General features: G+C 71.0%; 21 protein-coding genes, 1 tRNA gene and 2 pseudogenes. 12 read left to right on the top strand and 12 right to left on the bottom strand.

What is annotated here, in order from left to right; translation table 11 throughout:
• Positions 1-12: 12 nt before the first annotated feature.
• Positions 13-1,221, bottom strand: a complete 1,209-nt coding sequence (locus AC507J_RS20190) for a sensor histidine kinase (RefSeq protein WP_496290717.1) — start codon at positions 1,219-1,221, stop codon at positions 13-15.
• 243 nt (positions 1,222-1,464) lie between these two features.
• On the opposite strand from AC507J_RS20190, the gene AC507J_RS20185 reads away from it, so the two are divergent.
• Together AC507J_RS20185 and AC507J_RS20180 are read left to right on the top strand one after the other, a co-directional pair.
• Positions 1,465-3,018 (top strand): PQQ-dependent sugar dehydrogenase, encoded by a 1,554-nt coding sequence (locus AC507J_RS20185; protein WP_496290716.1) that lies wholly within the window; start codon positions 1,465-1,467, stop codon positions 3,016-3,018.
• Positions 3,019-3,191: 173 nt separating this feature from the next.
• On the top strand, positions 3,192-4,022 hold the full coding sequence (locus tag AC507J_RS20180) for a DUF8757 domain-containing protein (RefSeq protein WP_496290757.1): 831 nt from the start codon (positions 3,192-3,194) through the stop codon (positions 4,020-4,022).
• Here AC507J_RS20180 and AC507J_RS20175 read toward each other — a convergent pair.
• Positions 3,988-4,467, bottom strand: a complete 480-nt coding sequence (locus AC507J_RS20175) for a DUF488 domain-containing protein (protein WP_496290715.1) — start codon at positions 4,465-4,467, stop codon at positions 3,988-3,990. The two genes, AC507J_RS20180 and AC507J_RS20175, sit on opposite strands and share 35 nt — an antisense overlap.
• A gap of 174 nt (positions 4,468-4,641) precedes the next feature.
• Here AC507J_RS20175 and AC507J_RS20170 point away from each other — a divergent pair, with 174 nt between their 5' ends.
• The gene (locus AC507J_RS20170) at positions 4,642-4,896 is read left to right on the top strand and encodes a hypothetical protein (protein ID WP_496290714.1); all 255 of its coding nucleotides are present in this window, start codon (positions 4,642-4,644) and stop codon (positions 4,894-4,896) included.
• On the opposite strand, the gene AC507J_RS20165 is transcribed toward AC507J_RS20170, so the two are convergent.
• A complete protein-coding gene (locus AC507J_RS20165) occupies positions 4,877-5,104 on the bottom strand; it encodes a hypothetical protein (protein WP_496290712.1) in 228 nt (75 codons plus the stop codon). The two genes, AC507J_RS20170 and AC507J_RS20165, sit on opposite strands and share 20 nt — an antisense overlap.
• Positions 5,071-5,760: a hypothetical protein gene (locus tag AC507J_RS20160; protein WP_496290711.1), complete on the bottom strand. Its 690-nt coding sequence runs from the start codon at positions 5,758-5,760 to the stop codon at positions 5,071-5,073. The genes AC507J_RS20165 and AC507J_RS20160 overlap by 34 nt, the downstream gene beginning before the upstream one ends.
• A 220-nt stretch (positions 5,761-5,980) precedes the next feature.
• Here AC507J_RS20160 and AC507J_RS20155 point away from each other — a divergent pair, with 220 nt between their 5' ends.
• Both AC507J_RS20155 and AC507J_RS20150 read left to right on the top strand, forming a co-directional pair.
• Positions 5,981-7,060 (top strand): helix-turn-helix domain-containing protein, encoded by a 1,080-nt coding sequence (locus AC507J_RS20155; protein ID WP_496290756.1) that lies wholly within the window; start codon positions 5,981-5,983, stop codon positions 7,058-7,060.
• Between the two features lie 69 nt (positions 7,061-7,129).
• Positions 7,130-7,594: pseudogene (locus tag AC507J_RS20150) on the top strand (XRE family transcriptional regulator); the annotation flags it as partial.
• A 41-nt stretch (positions 7,595-7,635) separates the two neighbouring features.
• Here AC507J_RS20150 and AC507J_RS20145 read toward each other — a convergent pair.
• The 3 genes from AC507J_RS20145 to AC507J_RS20135 form a co-directional block, all read right to left on the bottom strand.
• Positions 7,636-8,670: an NAD-dependent epimerase/dehydratase family protein gene (locus AC507J_RS20145; RefSeq protein ID WP_496290710.1), complete on the bottom strand. Its 1,035-nt coding sequence runs from the start codon at positions 8,668-8,670 to the stop codon at positions 7,636-7,638.
• 179 nt (positions 8,671-8,849) lie between these two features.
• Positions 8,850-9,329, bottom strand: a complete 480-nt coding sequence (locus AC507J_RS20140; protein WP_496290709.1) for a GNAT family N-acetyltransferase — start codon at positions 9,327-9,329, stop codon at positions 8,850-8,852.
• 93 nt (positions 9,330-9,422) lie between these two features.
• Positions 9,423-10,043, bottom strand: coding sequence for an RDD family protein (locus AC507J_RS20135; RefSeq protein WP_496290708.1), 621 nt, complete (start codon positions 10,041-10,043; stop codon positions 9,423-9,425).
• 350 nt (positions 10,044-10,393) lie between these two features.
• On the opposite strand from AC507J_RS20135, the gene AC507J_RS20130 reads away from it, so the two are divergent.
• The gene (locus tag AC507J_RS20130) at positions 10,394-10,597 is read left to right on the top strand and encodes a hypothetical protein (protein ID WP_496290707.1); all 204 of its coding nucleotides are present in this window, start codon (positions 10,394-10,396) and stop codon (positions 10,595-10,597) included.
• Positions 10,598-10,742: 145 nt separating this feature from the next.
• Here AC507J_RS20130 and AC507J_RS20125 read toward each other — a convergent pair.
• The 4 genes from AC507J_RS20125 to AC507J_RS20110 form a co-directional block, all read right to left on the bottom strand.
• Positions 10,743-10,815, bottom strand: a tRNA-Arg gene (locus AC507J_RS20125).
• Between the two features lie 61 nt (positions 10,816-10,876).
• On the bottom strand, positions 10,877-11,866 hold the full coding sequence (locus AC507J_RS20120) for an alpha/beta hydrolase (RefSeq protein ID WP_496290706.1): 990 nt from the start codon (positions 11,864-11,866) through the stop codon (positions 10,877-10,879).
• A 141-nt stretch (positions 11,867-12,007) separates the two neighbouring features.
• On the bottom strand, positions 12,008-12,214 hold the full coding sequence (locus tag AC507J_RS20115) for a hypothetical protein (RefSeq protein WP_496290705.1): 207 nt from the start codon (positions 12,212-12,214) through the stop codon (positions 12,008-12,010).
• 58 nt (positions 12,215-12,272) lie between these two features.
• Positions 12,273-12,701: an HPF/RaiA family ribosome-associated protein gene (locus tag AC507J_RS20110; RefSeq protein WP_496290704.1), complete on the bottom strand. Its 429-nt coding sequence runs from the start codon at positions 12,699-12,701 to the stop codon at positions 12,273-12,275.
• Positions 12,702-13,043: 342 nt separating this feature from the next.
• On the opposite strand from AC507J_RS20110, the gene AC507J_RS20105 reads away from it, so the two are divergent.
• From AC507J_RS20105 to AC507J_RS20095, 3 genes and pseudogenes are all read left to right on the top strand, one after another.
• Positions 13,044-14,039, top strand: a complete 996-nt coding sequence (locus AC507J_RS20105; RefSeq protein WP_496290703.1) for a single-stranded DNA-binding protein — start codon at positions 13,044-13,046, stop codon at positions 14,037-14,039.
• Between the two features lie 182 nt (positions 14,040-14,221).
• Positions 14,222-15,316 carry a cobalamin biosynthesis protein gene (locus AC507J_RS20100; RefSeq protein WP_496290701.1) on the top strand — a complete coding sequence of 365 codons (1,095 nt, stop codon included), beginning with the start codon at positions 14,222-14,224 and terminating at the stop codon, positions 15,314-15,316.
• Positions 15,313-17,025, top strand: a pseudogene (locus tag AC507J_RS20095) (cobyric acid synthase); the annotation flags it as partial. The gene AC507J_RS20100 and the pseudogene AC507J_RS20095, both read left to right, overlap by 4 nt.
• Here the strand turns inward: AC507J_RS20095 and AC507J_RS20090 are convergent.
• Entirely contained in the window at positions 16,921-17,322 is a 402-nt protein-coding gene (locus tag AC507J_RS20090) for a rhodanese-like domain-containing protein (protein WP_496290755.1), read from the bottom strand. The pseudogene AC507J_RS20095 and the gene AC507J_RS20090 sit on opposite strands and share 105 nt — an antisense overlap.
• A 92-nt stretch (positions 17,323-17,414) precedes the next feature.
• On the opposite strand from AC507J_RS20090, the gene AC507J_RS20085 reads away from it, so the two are divergent.
• From AC507J_RS20085 to AC507J_RS20075, 3 genes are all read left to right on the top strand, one after another.
• Positions 17,415-18,050: a uridine kinase family protein gene (locus AC507J_RS20085; RefSeq protein ID WP_496290700.1), complete on the top strand. Its 636-nt coding sequence runs from the start codon at positions 17,415-17,417 to the stop codon at positions 18,048-18,050.
• A gap of 145 nt (positions 18,051-18,195) precedes the next feature.
• Positions 18,196-19,566, top strand: coding sequence for a dipeptidase (locus AC507J_RS20080; protein ID WP_496290754.1), 1,371 nt, complete (start codon positions 18,196-18,198; stop codon positions 19,564-19,566).
• A gap of 70 nt (positions 19,567-19,636) precedes the next feature.
• On the top strand, positions 19,637-19,843 hold the full coding sequence (locus AC507J_RS20075) for a hypothetical protein (protein ID WP_341717271.1): 207 nt from the start codon (positions 19,637-19,639) through the stop codon (positions 19,841-19,843).
• The last annotated feature ends 39 nt before the right edge of the window (positions 19,844-19,882 follow it).

The raw sequence follows: 19,882 nt of genomic DNA, 5'->3' as shown, positions 1-19,882 counted from the left end.
GTCGTGCCCGGGTCAGCCGACATCGGACCACTCCAGCCGGATCCGGGTGCCGCGACCGGGCGCGGAGTCGATGTCGACCCGCCCGCCGACCGTCGCCATCCGACCGCGTACCGCCTCCCGTAGGCCGTACCGGTGGGCGGGGACCGTGGCCGGGTCGAAGCCGGGACCGTCGTCGAGCACCTCGACCGCGACGGTGCCGGCGAACTGCCGCAGCCGCAGCCGGGTCATGGCGCCGGGCGCGTGCAGGGCCACGTTGGAGAGCGCGGCGTGTGCGCTCTCCGCGATCGCCTCGGCGACCGGGGGTGGCACCGTGCACGGCGGCAGGTCGGCGTTGACCGGCAGGCCGGGCAGGCGTTGCAAAACCGCCCGCAGCCGTTCGTCCACCCGGGACGTGCCCGGGGTCGACCGCGCTTCGGCCAGGGCGGCGAGGGTACGCAGGTCGGCGGCGCACCGCTCGCGCAGCGCCACGGACGGCCCGGCGACCGCGCCCTGCCCGACCATGGTGAGCGTGGCCAGGACCGTGTCGTGCAGGTCGCGGTTCTGCTGCCGCTCTGCCTCCCGGGCGGTACGCGCGATAAGCGCCTCCCGGTTGGCTCGCTGGTTGGCCAGGAAAGCGGTGTCGGCGCGGGCGATGCGCCGCCGCATCACCGCACCCAAGAGCGCCGTGCAGCCGATCTGTCCCAGCAGGGTCGCCGCGTGGGCGCTGGCCTCGGTGCTGTCGCCGGCCGTCAGGGTGCCGACGACGTACCCGACGGTGACCAGCAGGCCCGCCGGGATCGACAAGCGCGCCGGTGCGGTCGCCTGCGCGTTGATCACGGTGGTGCTGGCGAGTACGGCGATCCAACTGGCCTCGCCGGGCAGCACCTCCGGCGCGACCAGGACCGGGATCGCCAGGCAGGCGGCGGTGGTCAGTGCCACGTCCCCGGCGACCAGTGCCGGACCGATGCCGTGTCGCCAGGCGCGCAGCGCGTACCAGACCGACCACGCGGTCAGCGCCACCACCGCCGGCACCAGCAACTCGGTCCGCACCGGCGGGGTACGCACGGCGAGCGCCACCACCGCGCAGGCCAGGCCGCAGGAGAGCCGCAGCAGGGCCGGCAACCGGGTGAAGATGAAGGCCAACGCGCTGGCGGCCGGTCGCTCCACCGGGTCGGACATCGGCCGGGCCGGCAGCGCCGGCCCGACCGGTGGCGGCACGCTCAGGTTGGGCAAGGCCGGCATCGGGTAGGCGTCCTTTGCGACAAACGACCCGATCCGGGTCCGCGCTGCGGAGATCGACGTCGGAGAATAACACGGGGCAGCGGGCCTGGCTGCGATGGGTGAACGTCGTGTCGGCTACGGGTTGCCCGCGCCCGTGCCCGGCGCTCCCCACGCGCCACCCGAGGCCGCTCGACGGGCGCTCGACGGCCGCTCGACGCATGTTGGACGTATTCTATTCAAAATCGTCAATATTGAGGGGGTGGCATGAAGATCCGACTCGCGGTCGGTGCTGCACTCGCCGCCGGGCTGGTAGCCGGCGGCGTCGGTGTCGGCGGTCTCGCCGGCGCGGCACCGAGCACCGAAGGCCGGCCCGCCGCCGTCGGCGATCCGGCGCCGGGTGCCGCAGCCGGCGGGGCGCCCGGCGCGCTCGCCGTCGGCGATTTCGACTTCACCCGGCCGGAGACCGTCGCCACCGGGCTCCAGGTGCCGTGGGGGATGGACTTCCTGCCCGACGGCAGCGCCCTGGTCGCCCAGCGCCCCACCGGCCAGGTGGTACGGGTACGCCCCGGGCAGTCGCCCGAGCCGGTGGCCCAGATCTCCGGCGTGACCGCCACCAGCGAAGGTGGCCTGCTCGGTCTCGCCGTCTCGCCGAGCTACGCGCAGGACGGCTGGATCTACGTCTACTTCACCACCGCGACCGACAACCGGATCGCCCGCTTCCGACTCACCGCGCCGCAGAACCAGGAGCCCATCCTCACCGGGTTGGCCCGCGCCGCGATCCACAACGGCGGCCGGATCGCCTTCGGACCGGACGGGCTGCTCTACGTCGGCGTCGGTGATGCCGGCCAGACGGCCACCGCACAGGACCCGCAGAGCCGCAACGGCAAGATCCTGCGGATCCGGCCGGACGGCACGGTCCCGCCGGGCAACCCGATCGCCGGCTCGCCGGTCTACAGCCTCGGCCACCGCCACGTGCAGGGTCTCACCTGGGACGCCCAGGGCCGGCTGTACGCCACCGAGTTCGGCCAGAACACCTGGGACGAGATCAACCTGATCGTGGCGGGCGGCAACTACGGCTGGCCCACGGTCGAGGGGCGGGCCGGAGACCCTCGGTTCCGTGACCCGCTGCTCGTCTGGACCCCGGCCGAGGCGTCGCCCAGCGGCGCCACCATCGCCGGCAACCGGCTCTTCGTGGCCAGCCTGCGCGGCACCCGACTCTGGAACGTGCCGCTTACCGGCTCCGGTGGCGTCGGCACCCCCAGCGCCGAACTGCTCGGCAGCTACGGCCGGCTGCGCACAGTGGAGTACGGCCCGGACGGCTGGCTCTGGGTGACCACGAGCAACCGCGACGGCCGGGGCACCCCGGCGGCCACCGACGACCGCATCCTGCGCTTCCCGCCCCGCGACGGCACCACGCCGCCGCCCACCCCGACCCCGCCTCCCACGTCGACCCCGAGCCCGACCGCGCCGCCGCCGACCACCCAGCCGCCCACCACCGGCCCCGGCGCCTGCACGGTCAACTGGACGGTCAACCAGTGGGGCACCGGCTTCACCGCCGAGGTCCGCGTCACCAACCGGGGCGCCGCCCTGACCAGTTGGACGCTTACCTGGTCGTTCACCGGCAACCAGCAGGTCACCGGCGGGTGGAACGCCCAGGTCACCCAGTCCGGTCGGAACGTCACCGCCCGCAACGTGGCCTGGAACGGCAACCTGCCCACCAATGGCACGGCCAGCTTCGGCTTCCAGGCCACCTACTCCGGCACCAACAACCGCCCCACCGAGTTCCGCCTCAACAGCACCCCCTGCCAAACGGCCTGACTAACCGGAGCGCCAAGAGTTGGGCGGCGGCCGATCTCTTCACGCCGCCGCCCAAGCCTTCCTCCAAGTAGTCACTGCGTGCCTCAGAGTAATTTTCATGCGATCCTGGATTATCTTTCGTGATCGCACGATTACCGAAGGCTGCCCCCGGTCTGGAGGCGCGCGTGACACAGATGTCGTTGTTCGGGTCCGGCGCTGCGGCACCTGACCCGAAGCCGGTCGACGACCGAGTAACCCGGATGCAGCTGCTGGTCACGGTGAAGGCGGCGCCGAATCCGTCCGAAAAGTACGGCGAAACCGTGTGCGTGGCGGGGTTACGCACGGACGTGCTCAAGCCGTCGTGGGTGCGTCTCTATCCCATCAACTTCCGCCACTTGGACAGCACCGAAAAGTTCCGCAAATACGACATCATCTCGGTGGCGGTCAAGCCGGCGCGGCAGGATCAGCGTCGCGAGAGCTTCAAGCCGCTCATGGACAGCGTCCAGCAGGAACGCCACCTGGGTTCTTGGCGGTCCCGAGCGCCCCTGCTCGGCCCCTGTGTCGAGGACTCGATGTGTCGGCTGAATCGTGAGGCACAGTCTCGGCCGGACGCTCAGTCACTGGCCCTGGTGCGGCCACGTGACGTCGGTGCCTTCAAGGTCGTACCGCATCCTGGTTGGACGCCCGACGAGCAGCGGAAGATCGAGGCGTACGCCAGCCAACCCGACCTGTTCGGCGGTCCGAACCGAGCGCCGTTGCAGGCACCACGCTTCAAGGCTGCGTACCACTACCGCTGTGGCGAACGCGGGTGCAACGGTCATAAGCAGCACATCATCGACTGGGAGTTCGTAGCGCTACAGCGCCGGTTGGAAGGCCACTCGGACCGGGCCCTCGCGGAAGCTCTGGAGGAGAAGTTTCTCGGCGAGATGTGCGCGGCTGATCGAGATGTCGCCTTCTACGTCGGCAACCAGGCCAAACGCGTACGGGTGTTCAGTGTGCTCGGCGTGTACTGGCCGAAGCGGTAGTTGACCAGTCGCGGATGGCGTCGAGGATGACGCCCCGGTGGCAGCGGCTCTCGTCCGCCTCGAAGCACAGAAGCGCGATCAACTCGGTAGGCGCGGCCTTGGCGAGCCGGTCGAGCACGGACTGCGGCTCGGCGCTGTCGAGCAGAGCGGCGTAGGCGGCTCGTGCCGAGGCCAGCTCCTCGGTGCTGCCGGCGAAGCCAGGCCGGTTGTCCTTGGGGTTACCCAGTTCGCGGTGATGCTCGTACCTGATGCCGACGGCGGCAAGCGCCTGACGCAGCGCCGACTTGCTGAAGCCGCGTTTGCGCGAGATCGGCGTCATCCGAACGTCGACAACACAGGTCACGCCCTGATCTACGAGACTTTCCACGAACTCGTCTATCGAGCGCCCTTCGTACCCGACACCCAGGAGACCGGCTCGTCTGGTCGTGGCTAAGGCAGCGCTCATCAGCCCACTCTTTCATGGATCAACGGGCTGGGCGAGGTAGCTGGCTACCGTGCCCTGCCAGGAGAGAGGAACCGGCTGTGGGCCAGCCCGGAAGGCCCTGCTCACGCAGATGCGGCCGGGCTCCTACTGACGGTAGGCATAGCATGGGTGCCAAACTCGGCGAAGGAGGCTGCGGTGATCCCCACGCTGATCCTGTTCGGCCTGCTGTTCGGTCATTGGTGGCGGTCGGCCCTCGCGGTCACCGCCATCAGCTGGCCGGCCCTGCTCGTGGCCACCAGCACGCTGGGCGTGGAGCCGAGGCTGCTCATCGCGACCGGGTTCGCGCTCCTCAACACCGGCGTCGGCGTACTGATTCATCAGGGCGTCTGGTGGTTGTTCCGCAACCTGCGCAACAGGGGCCGGTCGCCCGTCACACCAACCCGAGACTGAGGGCCAGTTCGCCGATCGCCGCCGGTGCCCTCGGGTCCCGAGCCACCTGGCCGAGGAGGTACCGACCCGCCGGCCGGCGGCGCACCTCCTGCGGTGCCAGACTCTCGGCAACGAGCAGCACCCGAGCTGCGTTGGCCGGATCATCGGCCTGAAGGTAGGCGCGGGCGGCGTCGATCAGGTGCGCCGCCCGGTGTTCGACCGGCAGCAACCGCCACCCGTCCCGCCGGATCGCCGATCTGTGCCGGGCGACCGCCGCCGACCCGTCACCCACTTCCACGGCGGCGGCACACCGCGCCAACTCGACCGCGTCGGCCCGAACGCCGTCCGATGAAAATCGAGCCCGTCGCCCACCCGGGCCGCCAGCTCCGCAGCCTCGTCCAGCAACTCGCCGCTCGCGCGTTCGGCACCGGACCGGGCCGCGACCAATGCGGCCTGCACCAGCAGCGCCCCACAGAGCGACAACTCCGGCGGGCAGCCACCCGCAAGATCCGGCGGAGCAATCCGGTACGCGGCAGCCAGCAGCACCGACCGCGCCCGCGCCGAGGCCCGCAACGCCTGCCCGAGCTGCACCGCCGCACACCCCACCAACACGGGATCACCGGCAGCGGCAGCCATCGCCCGATCGGCAGCCAGCCAGGCCAGATCCGCCTCGTCCAGCTTCATCAGCAGCGCCGCGGTCAACCGATGCGCCTCCACCACCGTTGCCCGGCCAGCCGCCGGTTCCCGGGCATGGGTGCGCTGCACGCCGCCCAGCAGGCTCGGTAGCAACTCCACCACCTGTGGATATCGGGCGTGCTGAAATGCCGTCCAGGCGTACGCGACGACGCCACCGCCGATCCGGCACCGCCCGAGTCGTCTCCTCAACCGGAATCCGCTCCGCCTCAGCCTGCGCAAGAAGCCGTTGCTTCGCCGCTTCTCGTTCCGCCGCTTGCACCCGCTCGCCAATGCTGTCGCGGGAACCGCTGTCGCTCATCCCTACCTCCGCAGTGCTTCCGCTCCTGCCTCGTGCGGGATCTACTCTGGTAACCGCGTGACTACGCTCGGAAGTATCTCGATGCTTTCAAGACCTTTCACAGGGGCTCGGATGGATGACCTCGGTGCGCAATTGAGGAACGCTCGCGTTGAGGCCGGTGTAACCCTCGCCGCTATCGCGGCGCGCACCTGCTACTCGGCCTCGCACCTGAGCAACGTCGAAGCGGGACGCCGGACCGCGACGCCGGACATTGTGCTCGCCTACGCGCGAGCGTTGGGAGAAGCCGACGTGAGACGCAGAGACCTGCTAGCTGCCGCCACCATCGGCCCGATCGCGGCCAACGAGCTGATCCGCAACGGTTTCACCGCCGCCCTCGCCGGACATCGCGACAGCCCCGACCGGTGGCGTGACCGCGTCGACCAGTACGGCCGCGACTACATGGAGATCGGCGCGGACTCCCTGCAAACCAGGCTCGCCAACGACCTCGTGGTCATGCAACAACAACTCGACAACCCCACCATGTGGGCCACCGCCGCCCGCGCCCTCACCACCTACGGCAAAACCACCAAGGACCCAACTGCGGCCATCGGCTGGTACGACACCGCCCGCATCGCCGCCGACCGCTCCGACGACCTCGCCGTCCGAGTCTGGGTACGCGGCCGGGCCGCCATCGCCCTGGCCTACGAAGGTGCCGCACTTCCCGTCGCCCAGCGCTATGCCGACGAAGCACTCGCTCTGTCCGGCCGCCCGTCACTCGGCCGCCTTCAAGCGCTGATGGCCCGCGCGCACATCGCCGCCGGACGAGGCGACGCCAGCGCAGCCATCGCCGCCGACCAAGAAGCCCAACGAGTTTTCGACCAGACCGCCTCGCCCGACAACGAGATCTCCGACGCCGCCGTACCGCCCTGGCGCATGGCCACCTTCCGATCCATGCTCTACGCCCGACTTGGCATCACCCGCGCTGGCGAACAAGCCCAGACTGACGCCGACCGCCTCCGGCCACCGTCGCTGACCCGCTTCGCCACCCACATCGAACTCCACCGCGCACTCATGATGACCAAGGCCGGTGACCGAACCGCCGGACTGGCCTACGCCCGACGGGCCTGGACGGCGCTACCAGCAGACCGCCGCTCACAAACCCTCGGACTCGTCCTGCGAGAAGTCGAGAGAGCCGCCCGACGGCCACGCTGAACTCACATGCAGGCCCGCCCAAGGGCTCGCGATGCCTGAATGACGCCGACCGTGACGACACAGGAGGTGGCACCCATGTCCAGCCTGGCCGAACCGACGCCAACCTCCGGGCCAGCTACGGCCCACAGGACATACGAGGGCGTCTGGCTTAGCCGTTACCAGTACTACTCCAGCGGGCGGGGGGAATCCTTCGCCGGGCAGCACTTCGTGGTCTTGCTTCAGCACAGTGACCGGTTGACCGCGCGCAGCCTGCCCGGCTCAGCGGCATCGTCGCTGTCGCTCGATCTGACCGTGGACGGTGCCGTCATCACCGGCACGTGGGTCGAGCAGACCGACCCGGCCGGCTACTACCGGGGCGCGCGCTATCACGGCGCAATCCAACTCCTGGCCGAGCCCACCGGTCGGCGGATGGCCGGAAAGTGGGTCGGGTTCGGCAAGGACATGGAGGTCAACACCGGCCCATGGGAACTGATCTTCCAGGATGCCTCGACGTCCAAGGCGACGCTCGACCGGTACAACAAGTCGGCGGAATAGCGCGGCTGCGTACCGTCATCTCGGTGTGGCTGTCGGAGACCTCAGCCCGTCCGCTCACCTGACCGCCGCCAGGCGTCCAACACCTGTTTTTCCCTCTCTTGACTGATGCCGATCTCGGCAGCGCGGTCATGGTTGCCGACCTCCCCGCTGTCGACCAGCCACCGCCAGGTGTCCCGCACGGTAAGGGCTAGCGGCCGGGTACGTAAGCCGGCGGCCTGTGCCTCTGCGGTGTCGACGTGCCACACGCCATCGAAGGTGCGCCAGAGCGGCAGCTCGGACCACTGTCGAATGCCGTGCCCGAGCAGGAAGTCATTCGGCACCCAGGTGAAGGAGGCATCGCCCCGGGTCGAGTGGGCGCAGTCAGCGAGCAGGTCGCCGAAGGTCGCGCCACCCACCGGGGCGCAGACATTGAACGCACCTGACGCCCTGTCAGTGATGGTACGCAGCGCGAATGTGGCCAGGTCGCGTACGTCGATCGGCTGAATGGCGCGATCGGGGAAGCCTGGTGCCAGCACCTCCCCACCAGCGGCCACCCGACGCAGCCACCAGGGCAGGCGGCCGACGTACTCACGCGGGCCGAGCACCACACCGGGCCGCAGAATCGTCGTCCGCGCCGCTCCGAACGCGGCGATTGCTGCCGCCTCACAACCGGACTTCTGGTAGCCGTACCGGGTAGGCCCGTCTTCGGTGTCGGTGCCGTAATCCGGGCCGGCACCAGGCGGGCAGTAGAGCGTCTCGGATCGGTCGCTCAGCGGCTTCACCGGCCAGTCGCGATACACACTGACGGTCGACATGAAGACGTAGCGGCCGGCGACGGGCGCGAGCGTACGGGCTACATCGAGCGTGTTCCTCGGTACATATCCTGACGTGTCGATCACGGCGTCCCATGGACCGGCGGCTGCGAGGCCAGCCACGTCTTCGGGGCAAGTCCGGTCTCCCCGGATAGTCCGCACGGCTTCTAGGAACGGGTCCGAGGTGCCTCGGTTGAACGTGGTCACCTCCCAGCCTGCGTCGATCGCGGCTGTCACGATCGCGTGGCCAACGAACCAGGTTCCGCCGAGCACGAGCAAGCGCATAGAAGCATCATGCCCACCTGACGATTACTGACGCGCGAGCGTTGGGAGGAGCCAACGTGAGACGCAGAGACCTGCCAGATGCCGCCACCATCGGCCCGATCGCGGCCAACGACCTGATCCGCAACGGTCTCACCGCCGGACGCCGCGACAGCGCCAATGGGGGTAGCTCGGACCGCTCGCTACAGGCGCTTTGCCATCTGCTGGGCGGTGACCTCGTAGCCGCACGCCTGGTACAGCGAGATCGCGGGCGTGTTGTGGCCGAACACGTTGAGCCCCAGCCGATCTGCACCCGCTTCCCGTGCCACCGCCTCTACTGCCGCCAGGATCGCTCTCCCATAGCCGGACCGCCGGTAGGGCTCTTCCACGCTGATGTCGTAGAGCCACGCGGTGTCGGTCGTCTTGGTTCGTGGCTCCTCCAACCCGACCCACGCGTAGCCGACAACCTGGCCTTCAATGTTTTCGGCTACCAGAATCCGCTGGCGCTCCGTCGCCAATCCCCGGGGCAGGAACTGAGCCTGATCCTGTCGCGCCTTCTCCCTCGCGGCCTCGGCCGGCATCGTCTCGGCGAGGGCCTGGACATATTCCAGGTCACGTCGCGTCGTGTAGTTCTCGTACTCGTCTTGACGCATCGCGCGCAGGGTGACAGTCGGTGGATTCACCCGAACATGCTGGCACGCCGGGCGGTTGTCCGGCTGTCGCCCCTGGCGGTGCATCCTACGGTCCGACCATGATTCTTCGGAAGGAACCGAAGGTCAACGGAGGCCAGCGGCGTGGAGCTGCCGGGTGGCGGTGGGATCGATGCTGATCCGCACCAGTGAACCGGGCACGTGCCCTCCGCCATTATTGAACGCGCTCAACATCGCCATGATGATCATCGCTGGCAGGAACAGCGTCCTGACCAGCATGGCCCACCATGCCTTGAGCCCGATTCGGCTGCCGTCCTTGACCCGTACGAGCTGCGTGCCGGTGAGGACCGCGCCGAGCGCCCGGCCGTTGCCGAAGCAGAGGCTGTAGAGCAGCGGCACCAGGACGAACAACGAGAACACCAGCACGGCGACGATGTCGTCGGAGAAGGCCATCGCTCTGTCCGCCAAGGCCACGGCGACGACACCCATCCCGACGCCGAACAGGTAGACCGTGAAGTCGATGAGCCATGCCAGGAACTGACGCCCCGAACCCGCTCGTACGTACAGGGCACCGTTGTCGAACATCGCGATCCGCTTGGCCGTTCGCGCTCCGAGCACCCGCTCCGCCTGTGCGCTGGCGGCCTCCAGCCGGGTGATCGCCCGGCCCGTGGCGTGAACTGTCACAGCATCCCCTGTCGCGTCGCCGGCATCGTAACGAGCGCGCTCCGAGGCAACCTGCTGCGACAACCGCTCGTTCTCCCGGGCTACCTGCCCATCGGATAGCTTGCCCTATGCCCGTCATCGATCTGAGTGCGCCGGCCCGCCCCTCATCGCCCCGCAGGACGACAAAGCCGCGGCTCGTGGCGGCGCTGGCAGTCTTGGGGCTCGGGTGCCTCAGCGGGGAGCCGGTGAACCCGCCGCAGCTTGCCCCTGAGATGCGGTGCGAGTCATGGCAGGAATCCATTGCGGGTGAGGTGGGTTCGGCCACCGCTCCGGTAGGAGGTGCCCCACCAGGGGCAACCGCGACAGCGCGGGTAGTGGCCGTTGTGGATGGGCAAACCGGATGTGTCAATTCGGTGCACCAATGGCGTGAATCGGTGTTGCTGTTCCAGTCCGGGGATCACGACCTGGTCGCCTACGTCAAGATGGACGGCGAACGCGAACGGGGGCGTTGGACGGTGATGGTGTCGGGCAAGCCGCTTGGCGAGGAGTTCGTGCGGTGGGAAGGCGACGACCTGGACACCGGGCTGTCGCGGGTGATGGCCATGCTTCGGGAGCGGGTTCCGGGACTGTTTGGCTGAGCGAGGGCCTCGGCGTCGCTGCCCCCGCCTGAAGCCCTGCGCCATCGACGAGAACCAGCACCTCTTCGGCCGACTTTGGCTGTACGGGAGGTGTGGTGATCGACTCGACCGGGACCGGCAGGCTGCTGAGCTGGGGGAGTGAGGGTGCGCCCGGCAGGATTCGAACCTGCGGCCTTGGGATTAGAAGTCCCCTGCTCTATCCGCTGAGCTACGGGCGCGTGGTACCGCGCGAGAAGGGTACCGCCGCCCGGGCCCGGCGTGCGGAAACGGGTGGCCGGGTCAGCTTCGCACGCCGGGGGTGTCGGGGTGGGTGGCCGTGGGGCCGGCGCAGAGGAAGGCCTCGGCCCAGCGTCCGACCTCGGTGAAAACCTTTTCCCGTACGGCGGGACCGGAGAGCGTCAGATCGTGCAGGCCGCCGTCGAAGCGGGCCAGGGTGACGTGCCGACCGAGGCGGGGCGCCCAGCGGACCATGTGCTCGACATCGAGCACGGCGTCGGCGAGGGTGGCTGACTCGTGCCACTTGGTGCCCCGGTAGGAGCGGGTCGAGCAGGCGAGCAGCACCGGGACCGGGATGTCCAGTCCGGCGCGCAGCCGCCGCTGACCGGTGCGGACGGCGTCCAGCCAGCCGGCCCGGACGGGGAAGCCGGCGAGCGGCTTCCAGGCCAGGTCGTACGCCCACTCGCCGCGATGATCGGCGTGGATGCTCTCGCCGTACACCGTGCCCAGGCCGAGGGGGAGGATGCGGTGCGGTGCCCGGCGGCCCAGGCGCGCGACGGCGGCGGCGATGGGTCTGCGCACGAACCAGGGGGCGTTGAGATCGAAGAAGGGGCTGTTGAGGAAGATCCCGTCGACCTGGTTGGCGTCCCGGCGGGCGTGTGCCCAGAGCGAGACGATCAGGCCGCCGGTGGAGTGGCCCATGGCCAGCAGGGTGTCGTGCCCGTCCTCGTTGCGGACGATCTGTGTCGCGGCGTCCAGTTCGGGGAAGTAGTCGCCGAGGTCGCGGCAGAAGTTGGCGGTCTGGTGCGGCAGCAGGCTGCGGCCGTACTTGCGCAGGTCGAGTGCGTAGAAGTCCCAGCCCCGGGCGGCGAAGAAGTCGGCCACGTGGGTCTGGAAGAAGTAGTCGACGAAGCCGTGCACGTAGAGCACGGCCCGGTTGGTGGGTTGCTCGGCCCGGCGGCGGACCAGGGTGGCGACCACCCGGCCCTCGTCGTCGCTGCCCAGGTCGATGGTGTGCCGCTCGTACGGCGGTCCCAGGAGATCCGGTTCCACGTCGCCGACGGTACGCCGGCGGGCTACCGGACGGTAGGCCGGCTTCCCGCATATTGGCGCGGGCGCCAGCCGGTGGACCTGCCGGCGCCGTCGGCCGGGTAGCCCCCGCCCGCAGATTGCAGCGGGCGGGGGCGTACGCGCTCAGTCGCCCTGGGCCTCGCGGCCGGTCGGCTCGTGCGAGGTCGTGGCCCGGCCCCGGTCGGGACCGTACGGCGAGACCTGGTCCACCGGCACCGAGCGGTGCTCCCGGCTGGCCGAGGTGTCGCCGCCCTCGATCGGGCCGTCGCTGTCCTGGACCAGTCGGGTCTCGCCGCTGCGGCGCATCTCCGGTTGCTGCACATTGGGCATGCCGATCACCTTTCCCAGGTCGGCACGCGCCGGCCGGTCGGGTCCGGCCGGCGGCGTGTCACCTCTCGTCGGTAGTCGTCCCGACCCCGGCCAGGTCGTCGACCGGCGTCTCGTCCGGCGCTTCGGTCTGGCCGGGCGGGGTGTTGACCCGCAGGTGCTTGTTGTTGCGCGGCTCCTGCCGGGTCTTCGCGTCGTTGAGCTTGCGGCGCAGGTCGTCCCGGACGTCGTTGAGGGCGGCCCGCAGATCTTCCTCGCTCGACGTGGTAACGATCTTCGGCCAGCCGGCGATCCGGCACTCCAGCGTGACCCGCTGGCCCTTCGCCTCGCGATCCTTGATCGAGAGTTCGAGATCGGTGGCGTCGGCGTCGAAGGCGGCCAGCCGGGCGTCGAGCGTGGCGAACTGGGGGATGATCCAGTTCTGGTCGCCCTGGGAGAAGCCGGCGTTGAATCGGAGGCACTTTTCCACGGTGGCCGGGTTCGCGTTCATCGCTGCACCTGACCGGGGACGCGGGCGGAACGGACGGCGGTCATCTTCATGATGGTTGACCCTTCGTTCGACGTCGTGCACAGGTGCGGTTGAAAAGATCCCTACCCAGGTCGGGTGCGTCCGGAACGTGACAATTCCGTTGCCTTTTGATCATCGATCGCCGGCCGGCGGTGTCCCAGGGCCGTAGGCCCTATCACACCGGGACCTTGATCAGGCGTTCGTCCACAGGCGGCCTGGTTGTCCACAGGCGTGGGGTGCAGGGCTGCGCTGGGGTGGTGCCGCAGCGCAGGCTCGGTCCCGAGTCGGCTCGCGAAGACAGGCCCGGACCCCACTGGAGGGGCGATGTTCGATACCCATGTAACGATTGTCGGAAATGTTCTGACGGCGCCGGAATGGCGGCGTACCACCCAGAGCAACACGCTTGTGGCCAACTTCAAGGTCGCCTCGACCGCCCGGCGGCTCGACCGCGACAGCGGGCGCTGGGTGGACGGCAACAGCCTGCGGGTACGCGTCAACTGCTGGCGCAAGCTCGCCGAGGGGGTGGCGGCCTCGGTGATGGTCGGTGATCCGGTGGTGGTCTGCGGGCGGCTCTACACCCGGGACTGGACGGACGAGGCCGGCACCCACCGCACGCTCTACGAACTGGAGGCGGTCGCGGTCGGCCACGACCTGTCCCGGGGGCGGGGTCGGTTCCTGCGCAACCGGCCCAGTCTCAGCACGAGCGTCGTCTCCGACGCCGAGACCGAGCAGCGGGTGCACGGTGAGGTCACCGAGCCGGTGCCGGACGACGAGGCGCCCGCCCGGTTGGACGACGGCCGGCTGGACGACGACTTCGAGCTGCCCGAGTTCCTGCCGTTGCGGGTCGACGGGGCACGGCGTGCTCGCGCCTACTCACCGCACGATTCGTACGACGACATCATCAGTCGTGGGCAGGCCCGCGCCGACGAGCTGACTCGGGCCGACTCCGGGTCCCGCCCGACCTTCCCCGACGAGTTGGCCGCGTTTACCGCCGAGGACCAGCCGTACGCGCCCGCCGACGAGCTGGCTGCGGTGGACATCGACGGCCCGGACGCGGCAGCCGGCGCGGGCTCCCGGCCGGCGTCCGCCGACGAACTGGCGGCATCGCCCGACGAACTGGCGGCATCCGCCAACGAGTTCTCGGCAACCGGCGACCTGGCGGGACCGGCCGACGAGCTCTCGGTATCGGCCGACGAGCTGGCGTCGGCCAGCGAGATCAACGGGACCGGTGACGGACCGGCGGGACGCCCGGAGGAATCGGGGGCGGGCGTCACCGGTCGCGGTCGACGGGGACGCGGACGCCAGCCCCAGCCGGCCTGACCAGACGACCCACTCCGCCCGCTCCACCCACTTTGCCAGCTCCGGATCGAGTGGATCTTGGTGCGAAAGTGCCCCCAGGAGGGCGGTTTCGCACCAAGATCTACGGGCGGATCGCAGCGGGACGTGATCAGCGGTGGGGCGGGTTAGGGTGATTGGCCGATCGGGGGCGACGGGGGTGCGGGATGCGGGTGTGGCAGGCGGGTGCGGGGGCTGACGCGGTGGGACTGGTCGCCGGGTACGCGCTGGACGCGTTCTTCGGTGACCCGCGTCGGGGGCATCCGGTCGCCGGCTTTGGCCGGGCCGCCGCGGCCCTGGAACGTCGCCTCTACCGGCCCGACCGGCGCTCGGGTGCCGCCTTCACCGCGCTCGCCGTCGGCGCGCCCGTGCTGGTCGGGGCGGTCGCTGCGGTCGGCACCCGACGTCGGCCGGTGGCTCGGGCGGTGCTGGTCGCCGCCGGCACCTGGGCGGTGCTCGGTGGGCGGAGCCTGCGCCACGAAGCGGACGCGATGGGCCGGGCCCTGCGCGACGGCGACGTACCGGCCGCCCGACAGCGGCTCGGAAACCTCTGCGGTCGGGACCCGTCGACGTTGGAGGAGCCCGAACTGGCCCGGGCGACGGTCGAGTCGGTCGCGGAGAACACCTCCGACGCCGTGGTGGCCCCGCTGGTCTGGGGCGCGGTCGCCGGGCTGCCGGGTCTGCTCGGCTACCGGGCGGCGAACACCCTCGACGCGATGGTCGGGCACCGGTCGGCCCGCTACGCCCGCTTCGGCACCCCGGCCGCCCGCCTGGACGACCTGCTCAATCTGGTGCCGGCGCGGCTGACCGGGCTGCTGACCGTCGCCGTCGCGCCGGTCGGGCGGGGCGACCAGGGGCGGGCCTGGCGGGTGTGGCGGCGGGACCGGGCCGATCATCCCAGCCCGAACGCCGGGCAGTGCGAGGCCGCGATGGCCGGGGCGCTGGGCGTACGACTGGGCGGGCGCAACGTCTACTTCGGCCGTTCCGAGGTGCGCCCGTTCCTCGGCGACGGTCCCCGGCCCGAGGCGCGGCACCTGGCCCGGGCGGCCCGGATCTCGGGTGCGGTCGGGCTGGCGGCGCTCGGGCTGGCTGCGGCGTACCCACTGACCGTCGGTCGCCTGGCCGCCGCCCTGACCCGCCGCGCCGCCCGGGCCGGTGCCGCCGGGGCGGTGGGCCGCTCGAGCGGTCTGTTCCGGGGCGGTGCAGTCGGTGCGGTGGGCCGGTCGATGACGGGTGCGGGCGGGGACGGGCGGCGGCGATGAGCGGGGGACTACTTGTCGCCGGGACCACCTCCGACGCCGGCAAGAGCGTGCTCACCGCCGGGATCTGCCGTTGGCTGTACCGCCAGGGTGTGAAGGTGGCGCCGTTCAAGGCACAGAACATGTCCAACAACTCCGCGGTCGTGGTCGGGCCGGACGGTCGGGGCGGCGAACTCGGTCGGGCACAGGCGATGCAGGCGGCGGCCTGCGGGCTCGCCCCGGACCTGCGGTTCAATCCGGTGCTGCTCAAGCCGGGCAGCGACCTGTCCAGCCAGGTGGTGCTGCTCGGCGAGGCGGTCGACACGATCACCGCCGACACCTTCCGGTCGCTGCGTCCCCGGCTGGCGGAGACGGCGTACGCCGCGCTGGCAGAGCTGCGGGAGGCGTACGACGTGGTGATCTGTGAGGGGGCCGGCAGTCCCGCCGAGATCAACCTGCGCGACGCCGACTACGTGAACATGGGCCTGGCGCGGCACGCCCGGCTCCCCACCATCGTGGTCGGCGACATCGACCGAGGCGGCGTCTTCGCCGCCATGTTCGGCACCCTGGCCCTGCTCGACCCCACCGACCAGGCGTTGATCGCCGGCTTTGTGGTCAACAAGTTCCGGGGCGACCATGGCCTGCTCGCGCCGGGGCTGGAGATGCTGCGCCAGCTCACCGGGCGGCCGACGTACGGCGTGCTGCCCTGGGCGCTGGACCTCTGGCTGGACGCGGAAGACTCGCTCGCCTACGGGCGGGTGCTCGGTCGCCCGGCCGCCCCGCACGGCACCGAGTGGCTGGACGTGGCAGTGGTCCGGCTGCCCCGGGTCAGCAACGCCACCGACGTCGAGGCGCTCGCCACCGAGCCGGGGGTACGGGTGCGGCTCACCGTCGAGCCGGCCGAACTGGCCGCCGCCGACCTGGTCGTACTGCCCGGCTCCAAGTCGACAGTGGCCGACCTGGCCTGGCTGCGCGAGACCGGCCTCGCCGACGCGGTCGCCGCGCACGTGGCGGCGGGCCGGCCGGTGCTGGGCATCTGCGGCGGCTTCCAGATGCTGGGGCGGACCATCCACGACGAGGTGGAGAGCCGTCGGGGCAGCGTTCCCGGCCTCGGCCTGCTCCCCATCGAGATCACCTTCGACCCGCGCAAGACCGTCCGGTTGGCGCAGGGCAGCGCCGTCGACGACCTCCCGGTGCGCGGCTACGAAATCCACCACGGGTACGTCTCGGCCGCCGACCCGCAACTGTCTCCGCTGCTCCGGGAGAGCGGCGGTACCGGTGAGGGTGCGTTGCACGGCGGCGGTGCCGGCGAGGGGGCGCTGCACGGCGTGGTGCACGGCACCCACTGGCACGGCACGTTCGAGTCCGACGAGTTTCGTCGCTGGTTCCTCACCCGGGTGGCCCACCTCGCCGGGCGTACCGGCTTCCGGGTCGCGCCCGGCACCTCGTTCGCCGCCGCCCGCGAACGTACCCTCGACCTGCTCGGCGATCTGGTCGAGGAACACCTGGACACGGCGGCGCTGTGGCGGCTGATCGAGTCCGGGCCCCCCACCGACCTGCCCTTCGTCCCGCCCGGCGCGCCACCCGGCTGACCCCGCCGCGTGCGGTCCGCCCTGCTGGCTCGGCTGTCAGTAGCGGACGTCGGCGGGCTGGTCGGAGAAGGGCAGGCCGGCCGACCGCCAGGCGTCCACCCCGCCGATCATGTCGGTGGCCCGGTGCAGGCCGAGAGCGCGCAGGCTCGCCGCCGCGAGGCTGGAACTGTAGCCCTGGCGGCACACCACCACGATCTCCAGGTCGTACCCGGTGGCCTCGGGGATACGCCAGTCGCTGGCCGGGTCGAGCCGCCACTCCAGCACCGTCCGGTCGATCACGATGACGCCGGGCAGGTCGCCCTGCTCCCGGCGCTGCAATTCGGTACGGGTGTCGATCACGAGCGCACCCCTGGTGGCGGCCTGCACCGTCTCCTGTGGGGTCAACCGGGTCATGCCCGCGCGGGCCTGTTCCAGCAACGCCTCGACGCCGGGACTCATCACGGAATGGGACACGGCACGATCATGCCGCCCGCCCTCATGGTTGCGGTCGGAAGCGGCGCGGGACAACCCGATCGGTAACGTCGGTGCCCGTGGTGGCGGTCTTCGAGGCGTACACCGGACTGGCCCGACGGCTGCTGGTCCGGCCGGCCCGGTTGGGGCGTACCCGGTTGGTGGCGGTCGACGGGCCGAGCGGCGCGGGCAAGACGGTCTTCGCCGCCCGCCTGGCCGATGCCCTCGCTGCCGCCGGCAGCGGCCGGCCGCCGGTGGTGCACACCGATGACCTGCTCGACGGGTGGGACGACCAGCTCAGCTTCTGGCCTCGGCTGGAGGAGTCGGTGCTGGCGCCGGTACGCGCCGGTCGGGCCGGCGCGTACCACCGTTACAGCTGGGTGCGCCGCCGCTTCCTGACCCAGCCGGTGCCGGTGCCGGCCGCGCCGGTGCTGATCCTGGAGGGGGTGAGCGTGGCCCGTGCCACCGTCGGTGCCGACCTGACCCTTGCGGTCTTCGTCACCGCCCCGGCACCGCTGCGGCTGACCCGGGCAGTGACCCGGGACGGCCCGTCGATCCTGCCGGAGCTGCGCCGCTGGCACGTCGGCGAGCAGGCCCACTTCGCCGCCGACGGCACCGAGGCCCGAGCCGACCTGGTGATCGACGGTGCTCCCGCGCTGCCGCACGACGCCGACCGCTACTACCTACGGATCGGCCGTCCCGGTCACCGGCGGTAGCGGATCGCCGCAGCCCTTGCCGGCGTCCACACCTCGCCCGCTGCCCGGCCCGGTACGCCCGCCGCCCGGCTGCGGCTGACCTGCGGATGCCGGCGCTGCCCGCCGGTGAGCTCGGCATACGATGCCGGGCATGACCATACCGATCATGACCGAGGCTGACCTGCGGGCTGCCGTCGCGCGGGAGTTGCCCGGCGTTCGGGCCGACCTGGAGCGGTTGGTCCGCATCCCCGGCATCGCCTTCGACGGCTTCGACCACGCGCACGTGGAACGGTCCGCCGAGGCGGTGGCCGAACTGCTGCGCGGCTGCGGGCTCGACGTGCAGATCGTGCGGGCCGGTGGTCAGCCGGCGGTGATCGGCCGGAAGGCGGCACCGCCCGGCGCGCCCACGGTCATGCTCTACGCCCACCATGACGTGCAGCCGGTCGGGGACCGGACGCTCTGGGACTCCGACCCGTTCGAGCCGGTCGAGCGGGACGGCCGGCTCTACGGGCGCGGTGCCGCCGACGACAAGGCCGGCATCATGGCGCACGTCGCGGCGCTGCGCGCGTTCGGCGACCGGTTGCCGGTCGGCGTGGTGGTCTTCGTCGAGGGTGAGGAGGAGTACGGCTCCGACTCGCTGGAGCAGTTGCTCGTCGAGCACCGGGACGCGATCGCCTCGGACGTCATCGTGATCGCCGACTCGGCCAACTGGGATGTCGGCGTACCGGCGCTGACCACCTCGCTGCGCGGCATCGTCAACTGCTTCGTCGAGGTACGCACCCTCGACCACGCGGTGCACAGCGGCATGTTCGGCGGTGCGGTGCCGGACGCGCTCACCACCCTGGTCCGGCTGCTCGCCACGCTGCACGACGACGCCGGCAACGTCGCGGTGGCGGGACTGGTCGGCGCGGAGACCGCCACCGTCGACTATCCCGAACTGCGGTTCCGCGCCGAGGCCGGGCTGGCGCCGGGCGTACAGCTGATCGGCACCGGCCGGATCACCGACCGGCTCTGGACCAAGCCGGCGCTGGCGCTGCTCGGGATCGACGCCCCGGCCACCGCGGAGGCACCGAACGCCCTGGTCCCGGCGGCCAAGGCCAAGCTGAGCGTACGGCTGGCGCCGGGCGACGACCCGACCCGGGCGTACGCGGCGCTGCGCGACCACCTGGAGCGGCATGTCCCGTGGGGCGCCCAGGTGAGCGTCACCTTCGAGCACGACGGTGCCCCCTGCGTCATCGACGCGACCGGGCCGGTGTTCGACGCGGCCCGGTCAGCGTTCCGGACCGCCTGGGACGGCACGGACCCGGTGGACATCGGCGTCGGCGGTTCGATCCCGTTCATCGCCACGTTCCAGGAGCTGTTTCCGCAGGCGGCGATCCTGGTGACCGGGGTGGAGGACCCGCACGCCCGGGCGCACGGGCCGAACGAGAGCCTGCACCTGGGCGAGTTCGCCCGGGTCTGCCTGGCCGAGGCGTTGCTGCTGGCCGCAGTGGCCCAGGCGGGCCGCGGCGCGGGGGGCGAGGCGGGTCGCGGCTGAATCCGTAACTTCGCGGTTGAGGTGGGCGTTTCCGGTGTGTCGGACGTCGCGCTGTTGTAGCCTCTCGAACATGCGTACGAATGAGGTGATGGCCCGCCTGGAGGCCGCCGTCAGCGCACTGGGGGACGTCGATGTCTCCGCGTGGCCCGAGGACACGCTCAAGGAACAGCTCGGTGAGCTGTCCGCCGCCCTGGTCGCCCTGGACACGTCGCTGTCCCGCATCGCCGAGGAGGTCCGCGCCCGCGGCCTGCGCGTCGAGGAACCGGTGCCGGCCTGACCCGGTTAGGAGGGGTCCCCTCCTATACCCCAGGCGTTA

It is taken from the genome of Micromonospora sp. PRAS1 (assembly GCF_059553435.1).
Note: the sequence above shows the minus strand (reverse complement) of the source record. Positions and strands in the feature narration are given on the sequence as shown.